Genomic DNA, 13,178 nt, shown 5'->3' with positions numbered 1-13,178 from the left:
ATCAAAGTTTTGCAAAGAACAAGAAGGAAGATGTTATATATATTCCAAAAAATATTTATATGGATAAAGTTAAAATATTTTATTTAAAAATATAATAAGAGAAAGACCTTACTTTTTAAAACTAATATAAGTTTGTGCGAGCAAATCGTTTTCTTGACTCATTTTTTGAATAAAATAAAACAATCTTTCATTATGATTTTCTACAGGAAACTTCCATTCAAAAACATTTATAAGTTCGTTAATTCGCTTACATATCTTGAAATAGTTATTACATTCATCTTTATCTTTATTATTAATTCTACTTATATAAAATTCAAAGCCAATTGACGACATAAATATTCCTTTTGCTAAAGTACCTATCGGAGCAGTGATCGATTGTAAAGTTAATTTGGTTGCTTTAAAAAAAAGTTTTCTTTTAGGATTTTTGTTTTTCACTAATTCTTTTATAGTCCATTCAAATGTACTATTCAATCGATTTTGAAAACAAAACAAAGAAACTATTGTATCTATAGGCAATTGAAAAAAACATATAGGCTTAAACAAAGCCATTCCAATTTCATGAATAACATTGCTTATAAATCTAGATTTTAAACCACTAGTTTTTTGATTTTTTTCATCAAAAAAATCAAAAAACTTCATATACATCAAAATAGAACTCTCAGTCTTATAAAAAGGTATACTTACTAAAACATTATTAGATTTCAACACATAATCAACATCAATAATTCTTAAAATTTTATTAAATAGAAGATCATGTTGGACAAATGAATTGTCATGAAATTGATGATGAATTAATTGTTTGTTTTCAGAAAATTCATTTTCCACACTAAACATAAAAAACCATTAAATTTAATTAAATAAAAAAATAAAAATAATCAACACAAAAACTATTACACAAAATCAATAAACCATGAATCTATCCCGATAATATTTTAAGCTTGTCTATCGAGAAGAAGATAAGACTAAAAATTAAAAAGTCTTTCCAATAACAAAGACGTCTTTCCCAGCGAACAACAAGTCGCCTAAATTTTCTTTGTAACCAAGAAATAGCCTCTCAATTTTCCACCTGAATTTGGCTAAGCTGCAAATAATTTTTTCAGCTTTTTAGCGCGCCTATTCTTCTATAAGGAATAAAAGGAAAAATTTTCCTCTCAAGTAATTTATCTCTAAGCTCTTCAGCATCATATCTTTTATGTGCTTCAAAAATAGGAATCAATCCGTTTAGCACATATCTTTGATGAGTAAATTCTTCAATCCCGTCTAGGAGCTTATCCACCTGTTGCCTTTCGTCCCCTTTAGCTGAGGTCACTTCAAAGTTAATGAGATTCTGTCAGTAGATGAGTTGTAACGCCTTTTCCTTTATAACCATAATCAATCAACCGGCCTCCTCTATTGCCTGCTGAAAAAAAAACATCTGCAGCTAGTCTTTCAAAATTGAGCAGACTTTGAAGCTCCGCTTGCTCTCTAACAGTCGCAAACATCTTTTCTAGTGTCCCATTTGCTTGCCAAATTCCTAACCATCTATAAGTTGCTGATCTTGAAGCCCACTGATCTGCTTTTAGCAAATCGCATCACTTCACTCCATAATCAAAATCCATAGAAGGCTTATTGCACACCTCTCTCCAGGGAGTATGAGGCTTACCTTTTCCTCTATTTCCAGGTTCTCTAGGCAAAATATTTCTAATACTTGCCATTGATCGTCACTCAATCCTTCAAATCGATTCCCTTCATCTCTTCCTCTGATTTTCAACGAAAATAAGAGAAAGATAATCTATTCCTTAAAAAATTGCATTATCGGGATAGGTTCATTGAAAATTATCAATGATTTAAGGTGTTAATCTGTTTATGTATAAAAAAACAAATTTAATATCAAGTTTAATACTCGCTATTTATTTTTTCATTTTATGTTGTTGAAATTCAATTAGATAAGATGAGACATGCAGCTTTTAAATACACCGATTATTTTTTTACATCTTGAATTGTGTTAAATAAAAGAAAAAACAGTCTTAGGTCAAAAGCCGGTAGTCCTAAATAGGTAGTGATTTTAAGACGCTAGGCGGGTAAATATAGCTCTACCATCGGAGCATTTATGAAGATTATCTGTCCTCACTGCCAATCACTCACAGCTCGAAAAATGGATCAACTTCTCAAGGAAAATAGAAATTTCAATGTCCTTCTTGTTTAAAGCAATTTCTAGAAGATCCTCAAAATAAAATTATTTCACAAGACTCCAAAGAGAGAATTCGAAGATCTCTTATAGATAAGGGGTATTTGTAGAATTTTTGATGTAAGCATGCCATGGCTACTTGAGTTTATGCAGCAGACTTTCGAAGTTCTAGCCGAGAAATTAAACGTTACGGTATTAGTTGAAAGTGATGATTTCGAAGTTGTTGTTCTTGAGGTAGGTGCGATGTGAGTTTTGTAGGGAATAAAAAAATGATCAGTGGCTGTGGCTCGTGATGCATACAAAAACCAGACAAATTTTGGCATTTCACGTTGGAAAAAGAAATAAAGCTTCTGGAGAGGCATTGATGAATAAACTCCCTAAAGACCTAAAAAAAGCAGACTTTTGTACAGCTAGGTTCTCAGTTTACTACCAAGTTATTCCATTTACCAAGCATTCTCCTTTGGGGAAAGAGTCTGGGGAGACAAGTCACATTGAAAGATTTAACTGCGCCATCCGAAAGCGATGTGCAAGACTAGTTCGAAAAACCCTATCATTTTCGAAAAAATTGAGAACCACGTCGGATTGATCAAGATGTTTATTTGCGATTATAATGATAATTTGAAATCACTACCTGTTTTTTTAACCATTGCAAAAAATTTCAGTAAGTTTAAATTTTACTCTAATTCATGAAAATAAAACAGTGTGCCAGTAAAGAGATGAAATGTTTTAAAAAAATTAAATTGATCTTCTGAAATTAAGAATTGAAGTATAGAATGACATTTTTAATAAAGATCTCAACTAAATTATTAGTATTACATCGATCAGTGGGGCGATATATCTCGAAGAGGTAAGAGAAGGCTATCATTAATGCAGTAGCTCTTGAAAGACCTCCCTTTAGCTATCGACGCATTCATCTTCTATTGAAAAAAAGAGGTCTTAAAATTAATCATAAGAAACTTTTTAGGCTTTACTAAGAAATGGGTTTAAAGGTTAAGAGGAGGGGATCTCGAAGGCGTGGAGTTGGTGAGAATAAAAGCTTCACAAGTTAATTAAGTTTAGAGTCTTGATTTTATGTCGGATAGGCTTGCAAACGGAAAGAAAATCAGATTAGTGAATATTGTCGATGAGTTTACCAGAGAGAGTTTAAAAATTTTTGTAGACACATCTCTTTCTGGATTAAGGGTAGTTATGGAATTGGAAGAGTTAATTAAAACAGAGGATGCTCTAAACAAATCATAAGCGATAATCGGACAGAATTCACAAGCATAGCTGTTTTAAAATTGACATACAAATCATGTATTAGATGGCATTATATAGAACCCGATAAACCAATGCAAAATGTAACGATAGAAAGTTTTAATGGTAGAGTGCGAGATGAATTTTAAACCAGCACTGGTTTATTAGTTTGCAAGAAGTTCAAAGCTTAGTAAAAGAGTGGAGAGAAGATTATAATAATTGGCACCCTCATAGGTGCTATATATGGTCTTTCAGCTGAAGAGTTTAGAAAAGCTTATGATCTAAAAACAATCAATGTATAGATAGCGGGATTTTCTATTAAAAAATGGGCCTAATTATGGGGCAATCTCAATTTGGGGATAAGATGAGCGTAACCTCAATGAAGTCTTGACTACCAATCAAAAATTTCAAAAGAGGAACGCTCATACACAACTTTTCCTTCTCTTCTCTTCTGTAGACTGTGTTCAGTAGTACTTGCAAATCAGTAAAATCTATTAGAGATTATCAATAACTTAAGTCCATTTATTCAACACAGTCTTTCATATTAAAGCAAAGCCATAGCAATTAAAGTCTCAGGTGGTAAGATTATACTACAAGACATTAATTACTTAGCAGAGAACCACTATTTTTAAATTGTTTAGCCAAAACTTTCATTTTTCTTTATATGGAGAAGAAACTTGTTTTTGAAGATGAAATTCAACAACACACGATTTATCTCGTTTGGGACGTCTTCGACAAACCAACTTCTTATAAGCCTGCTCGGAATCCAAAATCGATTCCACTTCTTCTTGGCTATTGAGTAGCCAAGCGCCTTGGCTCTCCAAAGCTTCTTGCGCTACCCCTCCCTTACTGAATATAGATCCAATTAGGTGACCGTCGTCTTCCAGTACCCCATAAATTTTTTCCCATATACCGCGAATAAGCTTAGGATCTATATACGAGATAACATCTGTGATAACTACTAGAGAAACCTTTTTAGAGTAATCATAATCTTGAATGTTTCTATTAATAACAATAAGCTGATTTGTTTTTAAATATGCTTGATTGCTATTTTGAATCTCTGCAATAGCTTTAGGATTTTTTTCCAAAGCGATAACTTTCCATCCAAGCTGCAATAAGTGCATAGTTGAGGCTCCGTAACCACAACCTAAGTCTAACGCCCATTTTTCTCCTTGCACTTTCTGATTAAATAATTCAGTTAACAATGGAGTCACTTTAGTTAATCTACTAGAAGCTTGAGATATTATTAAAGGAAAAATAGAATTAGATTTTGATAAAGACTTTTTAACTAAAATACCAATTGGCATCCAAGCTTGGCAAACTTTTTTGTGGACAGGCCAGTGTTTTTTTTGACAATCGGTGTTGCAGTATTTTGCAAATTGACATTTAGAACATACTTGAAGCTTAATATCTGTTTTACTGCAGCATGAACATGCAGGTTCATTCTGGCAATAAACTTGCATGCTTTGTAATGGATTTATGATTCCTAAAGAACAGAAAGACATGACAGGCTCCTTATCATAATGGTTAATAGGTCGGTAGAAGAAATCTCTTTAAGTCATTGGAAATCAGTAAAACCTGTCAAATATTATCAATGAATTAAGTCTATTTATTCAATACAGTAGTTAAGAGGGATATAATCATAACTCCTTCCAAATACTATATATCATTCGAGATATCTTTAAAACATTATCTTAAAAAGTTTGAATAATCAATTCAATATTGCTTGGGTGAATCTCTTTCGATAAAGAAATTTCTAATATATCAATAGATGAGTTACTGGCTGTGTTGAATAATTATGGACTACAAGAAGAGAGTCTTTTTGAGGTGGATTTGAAACCCTTATTTGATTCATTTGATTCAGTAATTATTACTTAAAATATTTAACATCAAACGGTTAATAAAAAACTAATCTGCATAGAACCTCTTAAGGTGAGAAAAGCTTGTTTCTATTAAAAATCTTTGAATATAGCCTGTTAACTTGCCACACAAAGACCTGGCTTGCTTATCTCGAGATATTGTCAAAAGTTGCGCTCACGCATCTACTTCGCTATTTCAACACTAGTGAGTCCTTTCAATTGCTTAAAAACGATACTGGAATTGTGATTTCTGCGGCAAAACGTTGCTTGGATCGTATCTATAATGAAAGTGAAAGATATAAAAAGTGTGGGGTCTTATTGTTAGATTTGATTCCAGAATCTACCGTTATTCCGGATCTATTCTTAAGGTCCTCACATCCTGAAAGGAATGCTTTTATGAAGGCTGCTGATGCTATAAATATAGCAAACGTCGCTCTTCTCTTCGTTCGCAATCCCATTTAAATTGCTGCTGTTTTTAATGTCTGTAAAGAATGGTTACCTGTGGCACACATTTCAACTAATTTTCTAATAAAGGGTGTTCGGTCTGGATGTGGACCAATTGTTTTTTCTCCTTTATCATTTGTAAATGCATATAGCCTGTAGGAGTTAAATCCATCCATATGCCTCGTTTTGCTGGCTGCTCCGCTTAATATTGTCGCTTAATTGGATACCATAGCTGCGAGCAAACATCACGACCATATTCCAGCGCAAAATATCAGAATTGTTTGATTTTATGTTGAGGACCAATCTTTCTTGCATAAAGTGAATCTCTACTTTTCCATCTTTTCTCAGATTGTCAAGAACCACTGATTCTTTAAAACTATGTTGAACTCTATCAATTGTATCAGCGACTAACGCAATAGTTTCACGAGGTTGATGACTCCGTAATTTTAAAAACTTCCTCAACAACAAGACCTTTTCTCTCAGCATATTCTCTTAATCGACGTTCCTTTGCGGGAATAGACTGACCTTCTTCCTGCTCTTTGGTTGAAACTATAGCTAATAGGATTGCTTTCATGATTTTTTGCTTTTATAAGCTTTTTGGTGATGATTTGGAACATCTGGAAACGTATATTCAAGTTCTCCTTGTTCGAGCATTTTCGCAAGATAGCGTTTTCGTATATGATCAGCATCTCTTTGAAGAATCTCTACTAGCTCAGGTAATCTTAAAGGCGCAAGGCTACACAATTGTAAAATAACAGATTGTGCTTCCTTAACAGAAGCTCGTTTGCCTATCTTTTTTAGAGAATTAACTAAATCAGAAGATAAAGAAGGAAACCCATCTGCAAGACCTGTAACGCCCGGAGTCGGAGCGCTTATGCCCAGAACTAAAAGTTTTAGAGTTGGTACACAATATGTTGCATTTCCTCCTCCTTTCTGATCCAAAAGTTCTAAATCATGAAGACGTCTTAAATGAGCGCTTGCCGTTAAGGTATCTAGTCCATTAATTGTTCGATATTCAGCATTAGAAATAGAATCCTTCTCGCGTATAATAATGAGACTAATAGCTTCTTGATCACTCAAGTTATGGGCTTTAAAAGATTATGGGCTTTAAAAGAGTTTAGCCATTCGATATCTTGCTGATCAAAGAGATGGGAATGACCAATGATTATGAGATAGTTATTGAAGACGGAGCCGCGCTTGTGAGAATTGGGTCGGCCATTTTTGGCGGCCGCCCCTTGGTAAGGCACTAGCAAGCTTGCTTGTTGCAATCCAAGCCCTTTCAAAAAAAACTAGACCGTTATCTCTCGATAGGATTGGCCAAAAACGCCGATCCAAAGTTATCAGCGTGAAATGTTAGATAGCTTGTCCCCAATTCGGATCTTCGCATAAGTTATAGCCGTCCAGCGCTTCTTTATGGCTTGGTTCGATATCTAGCACAGCTTGAAATTTAACTCGCGCTCCAGGCAGACGACCTAGCATGCATAAGCATCTGGCAGCTCCTAGGAACCGGCTGATTTTTTGCGGTTCATCTGTCAAGGCTTTTTCAAAATGAGGAAGGGCCTCCTCTGGCCTATCCAGGCAACGAAGAGTTTCTGCGTATTCTCCTAATGTTTCTGAGTCCGGATCAAGGGCAACCGACTTCTCTAGCCAGACCAACGATTGAGCAAGCTTGCCTTCCAAACGAAAGAGCACACCATAGCCTGTCAGGGCAAATGTATTTTCTTCATTAAGCTGCAAGACTTCAGAAAACAGACGTGTAGCTTCTTGGATGTTGCCTTGATCCAAATGAACTTGTCCTAAGCAACCTAAGGCAAAATCGTCTTCTGGATCGAGTTTTAGGCAATGATTTAAAACATGGGCAGATTCGTCGAATTTTTTTTGGAATCGGAGAACATCCCCATATGAACTTAACGCAAAAGTGTTGTCAGGATAAAGCTCCAGGTGCTTTTTTAGGACTGCAGCGGCTTTATCAAATTGATACAACATGCGTAAAGAGTCACCATATGAGGCTAGCGCAAAGCGATGGGTAGGATCAATGCTTAGTACTTTTTCAAATACATCCGCCGCCTCAAATTGTTTCTTTTGATTTCTTAAAATGTCACCAAGCCAGCTTAAAATTTCCGCATCATCAGGTATGTTTTCTAAGTACTTTCTTAAAACGGCTGCGGCTTCAGCATTTTTATCCTGATTGCATAAGAGTTTCACATAATGAGTGACTGCAAAAAGTCTAGTGGGATTAATGTCCAGGGATTTCTCGAACTCTGCAGCCGCCTCATCTAACTTGCCTTGCATATGGAGGATTTGTGCATAGGAGGCTAAAACATAGTCATTTCTTGGATCGAGAGTTAAACATTCGTGAAAGACCTCTATTGACTGGTCTAATTTTCCTAGCACCCGAAGAGTTTCTCCGTAAATTCCTAATAATAGATTTCTAGAGTCGGTAGCCAAAGCTAACTCGATTTCTACTAATGCTTCTTCAGGCTTACCCTGTTTATTTAACTCGCTTGCTTTGTTCCATACATTTACGGCTTCGTTATTTGCAAGAGAGGGGAAAGGATTCTGGAGAAAATCTGGCTCAGATGTTTGACGTCTTTCAGCTTCGTTGCTTGGAGTGAAAGGTTGTAAACGGCTTGAAAGAGGCTGTTGGCTTAAAGTTGAATGTGAGAATAGCAGCCTTTAACTTGCGATAACAAAAGATGAGCCCATAAACTGCTGCTACACCTACAAGGGCAGTCGATGCAATCTGGCAGATTAATTTTTGCTGAGGACTTAGGGATTCAATTAATTTATCTTTAAATCCATGAAAGAATTGTGTGCTAAAAAAAATGGGAAATTTGCATGTAGCCTTTAAATTATGTTAAAATTAATATAAATTTTAAGATAATAAGTCTTTTTTTTTATTAATTGGAATATTAAAATTAATGACGTTTGAATGAAACTATCTCGATAATATTTTAAGCTTTGTTTTATCCAGAAGAAGATAAGACTAAAAGTTAAAAAGTCTTTCGAATAGCAAAGACGTCTTTCCCAGCAAACAACAAGTCGCCTAAATTTTCTTTGCAACCAAGAAATAGCCCTCTCAACTTTCCACCTAAATTTGGCTAAGCTGCAAATAATTTTCTCAGCTTTTTTTGCCGCGCCTATTCTTCTATAAGGGATAAAAGGAAAAATTTTTCTCTCAAGTAATTTATCTCTAAGCTCTTCAGCATCATATCCTTTATCTGTTTCAAAAATAGGAATCAATCCGTTTAGCACATATCTTTGTCTGAGAGAGTTATTAAATCTTTGAATGTAACTTGTCTCCCCAGACTCTTTCCCCACAGGAGAATGCTTGGTAAATGGAATAACTTGATAGTAAACTGAGAACCTATCTGTACAAAAGTCTGCTTTTTTTAGGTCTTTAGGGAGTTTATTCATCAATGCCTCTCCAGAAGCTTTATTTCTTTTTCCAACGTGAAATGCCAAAATTTGTCTGGTTCTTCTATGCATCACGAGCCACAGCCATTGATCATTTGTTTTATTCCCTACAAAACTCCACATCTCATCTACCTCAAGAATAACAGCTTCGAAAGTGTGCTGCATAAACTCAAGTAGCCATGGCATGCTTACATCAAAAATTCTACAAATACCATCTAGAGATACCCTTATCTATAAGAGATCTTCAAATTCTCTCTTTGGAGTCTTGTGAAATAATTTTATTTTGAGGATCTTCGACAAATTGCTTTAAACAAGAAGGACATTGAAATTTCTGTTTTCTTTGAGAAGTGGATCCATTTTTCGAGCTGTGAGTGATTGGCAGTGAGGACAGATAATCTTCATAAATGCTCCGATCGTAGAGCTATATTTTACGCGCCTAACGTCTTAAAATCACAACCTATTTAAGACTACCAAAAATTCTCACATCTTATCTTCATCCATTTACTCAAAATCAAGTTAATGATTCTATCAATCATTCCAGATTTACTGTTCTCAACAATATAACAATAAAAACTTTTATGGTTTTGTTAAAAATGAATGTTTTATTGTTTTGTTTATAAAAGAATGCTTATCTTTTTATAGTTAAAATGCTTTATAATATTTTTATATGGTGATGTTTTTAGTTTTGAAATACAACTAACTTTATAAAAATAGAGGTAATTATGTCACCTTTATCAGAGTCTCTTTCAAATGTTGCTTCGGTTGTGGGTGGTGGAGTTATTGGTGGTTTAGGAGCTCAAATTGGTAGCTTTTTAGCAAGACCTGTAACGGTACTAACAAGTCTCTTGGATAGAGCTCTTCCCAGAGATGCAGTGCAGTGGCCTCTTTATAATGCGGCTAAAGTTGTAGGTGGAATTTCTAACATTCTTCATGGTCCATTAGTTAATCGTGGTATCTTCACAGAGAAACAGTATTCAAATTTTGTAGCGCCAATTACAGAAGAAATTGTATTTAGAGCAATCATACAAGAAGGTTCATCCTATCTTTTACAATCGGCTGGAGTTCCTTCCACCTTATCCAAGGTCATCAGTATTGCAGCCACAACCTTTCTATTTGCTGAGGCTCATAACCCTATTATTGAATCAGAACAGTTTGCAAGTGTAGGTTTACAGGGAACTGCTTTTGGTATAACACAAGCAGTGGCTGGAACGCCGGCAGCAATAGTAGCACATGGAGTTAGCAATATAATAACAAACTCAAGGAATTGACTATAGAATCCTTCTGGAAAAATGTGCGTTGAAACGGATTCGTATCATTTCATTGATGAATAAAAGCTGTATTTGGTAAGCCTTGCTATTAACCTGAGTTTCGAGTGCATCTTTTAGAAAGAGAAGGTATCGTTTAGATTTACGCACTTAGTCTTCAAATCGATATCTTTGAAGAGTAAATGCTGGACAATTTCAAAGAGGTGAAGTCAAAATTCAGGTTAATAAGTAGGTCATTTTTGCAAGACCATTTAGAAAAATTACCTGAAGACCTAAAAAAGCCATCTTTTATACAGATAAATTCTCAGTGTATGACGAAGTCATTCCTTGGAAGCAACATCGCCCTGCCGGAAAGGAATCGAGAAAAATGAGTTGCATTGAAAGATTTAATAACACTCTCAGACAAAGATGCTCAAGACTTGTGAGAAAAACCCTTTCGTTCTCAAAGAAGTTAGCCAATCATATTGGAATGATAAAATATTTTATTTGTGACTATAACCAGAGGGGAGTATTACATGTTTATGACTACCGATATTTTCTGAATTATACAAACGAAAGTCGATAAATATTCTAATAGTTTTTTATATATTAAGTCATTAATGCTGAAATTCTGTTTCATAACATTTTACTGTTTGATATGCATAGATGAAAAAAGTAGGGTTTTGAAAGTTGGTAATTAATGATTAGGATAAATTATATTGTTAAATAACTTGGTTGTTTGATTAAATGTTTTAATGAGGTTGAGTGACACTCGACTGATAGGTCAATGTTTATTAATGTTGAAGTTAAAAACAAATTATAAGGAATGTAAATGAATTATTTATCTTTTTTATCCAATATAAATTTATTTAATCTTTTTACATCTAATCAAGTAGAAGATATTATGCAAGTTACTCCCTCTTTTGGTCCCACAGACTGGCAGAAACTGGGTGTGGAATTAAAATCTACTCCAGAAATTCCCGAAAAAATAAGCGATTATTTAGAAACAGCATGTCCTTTTTGGAATAATAAACTTGTCAAAGAAACACATTTTCTTTGTTTAGTCCCCGATACAGTGACATTAAGTAAATTATATGAACTAATGGGATTTAATTCTAATTCTCCTTATCTAACTGAAGCAAACGATTATGCTGAAAATCCATATTGGATTCTAATTACTAAAAAAGCAATACCGGATACCCGTGGCCAAAGTTTTGATAATCAAAAAAGCTTAATTTCTAACTATAATTATAAAATACCAAGTCCATTAGAAGCTGGAATAGCTGTTATATGCACAAAATTAAATGGTGTTTCAATTTATCCACGCCCAGGGCAATTTACTCGTTGTCAAACAGGTCAGGATCAAGCTACCATTTCAATTGGCAGCGATGGAAGAGCCCCATTTTCTATCACTTCAAACGACTGTAACGCACCCAATGGTGTAGCTGGTGTTTATAAATGTTCGGTGACTGATTAGGAGGTCTAGACAATTTCTAATTGCTAATGCCTGTCTCTAAATTCGAGTTCTTTTTTTTGGAACTCGAATTTAGGTTGCGCTCGACCCTTTATTTTTACCTACTTTTTAACCTCGGATTAACATATTTTGAAGCAAAAATGAGGTAGTGATGCAAGAATGACCCAGCCTTTCATTCTAATTACCAATTCATATATACCTGATTTTTAAGTTTCTCTTCTTGAAAGTGAGAGTTATTGCGCTTTAGGGTTCATTCATTTACTCTTCAAATTATATCAAATCGATATCTTTGAAGAGTAAATGAATGAAGGTAAGATGCGAGAATCTCTCACTTTCAAGAAGAGAAACTTAAAAATCAGGTTATATAAAGATTAAGTGATGTCTATCAACCGATCTTTAGTGTTTTAGGTTTGAGAGTGTAGTAAAATCGATGGGTTTTCTATGCATAAAATATTAATAAGTTCATGACATTGAATTAAATTGCTTTAATATATTAAAATCAGGTGATGCTTGTAGCATAAGATTATAATGGCAAATAAAATATTTGATCATTCCAATATGATTGGCTAACTTCTTTGAGAACGAAAGGGTTTTTCTCACAAGTTCTGAGCATCTTTCTCTGAGAATGTTATTAAATCTTTCAATGTAACTCGTTTTTCCCGATTCCTTTCCGACAGGGCGGTGTTGCTTCCAAGGAATGACTTCGTCATACACTGAGAATTTATCTGTATAAAAGATGGCTTTTTTTTAAGTCTTCAGGTAATTGTTCCAATAAACATTCTGCTCCTTGTTTTGTTCGCTTACCAATATGCACTCCCAAAATCTGCTGTTTTGCAGAATGAAAAACAAGCCATAACGATTGCTGATTATCTTTTTTTTCAACGTAACTCGATTGCTCATCTAACTCAACAACAGACACTTCAAACTCTTCAGCCCTTGTTATTGTCGCATTCAGATTTTCTGGCAGCTCTTCGACTATGTCATTAATAAACTGTAAAAGCCATGGCATACTAACATTAAAAATTCGACAGACGCCTTCAAGTGAAACCCGTTCAAGATGTCCTTGGCAAATTAGCGATCTCTTCTCTTCATTAATTACTTTATTTTAAGGGTCGATGACAAACTGTCGCCCACAATTAAGGCATTGATGATTTTGCTTTCCATTATGAATATGGCCATTTTTTTTGATAATCGATGAGCTGCACGTTAGGCACGTCAATGTCATTTCAGGTCTCCTTTGGGTAAAGCCCAATAAGAAAACCTAAAAGACCAGAAAAGTCAAATCAAAGTTTTTAGATAGCATTACATGTTTAGGACTACCGATTAATATAATGTTT

12 protein-coding genes and 4 pseudogenes are annotated in these 13,178 nt (G+C 34.5%); 6 read left to right on the top strand and 10 right to left on the bottom strand.

Annotation, left to right across the window (positions count from 1 at the left end; translation table 11 throughout):
- Nucleotides 1-108 precede the first annotated feature (108 nt).
- The 3 genes from PNK_RS06245 to PNK_RS06235 form a co-directional block, all read right to left on the bottom strand.
- Nucleotides 109-834 (bottom strand): hypothetical protein, encoded by a 726-nt coding sequence (locus PNK_RS06245; protein ID WP_059060997.1) that lies wholly within the window; start codon nt 832-834, stop codon nt 109-111.
- 262 nt (nt 835-1,096) lie between these two features.
- Nucleotides 1,097-1,276 (bottom strand): hypothetical protein, encoded by a 180-nt coding sequence (locus PNK_RS06240; protein ID WP_059060995.1) that lies wholly within the window; start codon nt 1,274-1,276, stop codon nt 1,097-1,099.
- A gap of 40 nt (nt 1,277-1,316) precedes the next feature.
- Nucleotides 1,317-1,565, bottom strand: coding sequence for a hypothetical protein (locus tag PNK_RS06235; RefSeq protein WP_059060993.1), 249 nt, complete (start codon nt 1,563-1,565; stop codon nt 1,317-1,319).
- A 524-nt stretch (nt 1,566-2,089) separates the two neighbouring features.
- Between PNK_RS06235 and PNK_RS13075 the strand changes: the two are divergent.
- Both PNK_RS13075 and PNK_RS13995 read left to right on the top strand, forming a co-directional pair.
- Nucleotides 2,090-2,857: pseudogene (locus tag PNK_RS13075) on the top strand (IS1 family transposase).
- A gap of 590 nt (nt 2,858-3,447) precedes the next feature.
- A pseudogene (locus tag PNK_RS13995) lies at nt 3,448-3,662 on the top strand (integrase core domain-containing protein).
- 391 nt (nt 3,663-4,053) lie between these two features.
- Here the strand turns inward: PNK_RS13995 and PNK_RS06225 are convergent.
- Nucleotides 4,054-4,908, bottom strand: a complete 855-nt coding sequence (locus PNK_RS06225; RefSeq protein ID WP_059060990.1) for a methyltransferase — start codon at nt 4,906-4,908, stop codon at nt 4,054-4,056.
- Nucleotides 4,909-5,346: 438 nt separating this feature from the next.
- On the opposite strand from PNK_RS06225, the gene PNK_RS13990 reads away from it, so the two are divergent.
- On the top strand, nt 5,347-5,724 hold the full coding sequence (locus PNK_RS13990) for a DinB/UmuC family translesion DNA polymerase (RefSeq protein WP_059060988.1): 378 nt from the start codon (nt 5,347-5,349) through the stop codon (nt 5,722-5,724).
- Nucleotides 5,725-5,868: 144 nt separating this feature from the next.
- On the opposite strand, the gene PNK_RS13690 is transcribed toward PNK_RS13990, so the two are convergent.
- From PNK_RS13690 to PNK_RS14090, 5 genes are all read right to left on the bottom strand, one after another.
- Complete coding sequence (locus PNK_RS13690) at nt 5,869-6,192, bottom strand: hypothetical protein (protein ID WP_197560199.1); 324 nt, start codon at nt 6,190-6,192, stop codon at nt 5,869-5,871.
- An 84-nt stretch (nt 6,193-6,276) separates the two neighbouring features.
- Entirely contained in the window at nt 6,277-6,786 is a 510-nt protein-coding gene (locus PNK_RS06210) for a hypothetical protein (protein ID WP_059060983.1), read from the bottom strand.
- 273 nt (nt 6,787-7,059) lie between these two features.
- Nucleotides 7,060-8,100, bottom strand: coding sequence for a tetratricopeptide repeat protein (locus PNK_RS06200; protein WP_059060981.1), 1,041 nt, complete (start codon nt 8,098-8,100; stop codon nt 7,060-7,062).
- A gap of 453 nt (nt 8,101-8,553) precedes the next feature.
- Nucleotides 8,554-9,354 (bottom strand): IS1 family transposase, encoded by an 801-nt coding sequence (locus PNK_RS06195; protein ID WP_269446530.1) that lies wholly within the window; start codon nt 9,352-9,354, stop codon nt 8,554-8,556.
- A gap of 13 nt (nt 9,355-9,367) precedes the next feature.
- A complete protein-coding gene (locus tag PNK_RS14090; RefSeq protein ID WP_478209998.1) occupies nt 9,368-9,499 on the bottom strand; it encodes an IS1/IS1595 family N-terminal zinc-binding domain-containing protein in 132 nt (43 codons plus the stop codon).
- Nucleotides 9,500-9,845: 346 nt separating this feature from the next.
- Between PNK_RS14090 and PNK_RS06190 the strand changes: the two genes are divergently transcribed.
- The 3 genes and pseudogenes from PNK_RS06190 to PNK_RS06180 all read left to right on the top strand — a co-directional run bounded on the left by PNK_RS06190 (nt 9,846) and on the right by PNK_RS06180 (nt 11,844).
- Nucleotides 9,846-10,391, top strand: a complete 546-nt coding sequence (locus PNK_RS06190; protein WP_059060979.1) for a CPBP family intramembrane glutamic endopeptidase — start codon at nt 9,846-9,848, stop codon at nt 10,389-10,391.
- Between the two features lie 271 nt (nt 10,392-10,662).
- Nucleotides 10,663-10,953 (top strand): annotated as a pseudogene (locus PNK_RS13060) (IS1 family transposase); the annotation flags it as partial.
- 246 nt (nt 10,954-11,199) lie between these two features.
- Nucleotides 11,200-11,844, top strand: coding sequence for a hypothetical protein (locus tag PNK_RS06180; protein WP_059060977.1), 645 nt, complete (start codon nt 11,200-11,202; stop codon nt 11,842-11,844).
- A 459-nt stretch (nt 11,845-12,303) separates the two neighbouring features.
- Here the strand turns inward: PNK_RS06180 and PNK_RS13055 are convergent.
- Nucleotides 12,304-13,066, bottom strand: a pseudogene (locus tag PNK_RS13055) (IS1 family transposase).
- Nucleotides 13,067-13,178 lie beyond the last annotated feature (112 nt).

Source organism: Candidatus Protochlamydia naegleriophila, from assembly GCF_001499655.1.
In the GTDB taxonomy this organism is placed as follows: domain Bacteria; phylum Chlamydiota; class Chlamydiia; order Chlamydiales; family Parachlamydiaceae; genus Protochlamydia; species Protochlamydia naegleriophila.
The sequence above is the reverse complement of the archived record's forward strand: the minus strand, read 5'-3'. Positions and strand labels throughout refer to the sequence as shown.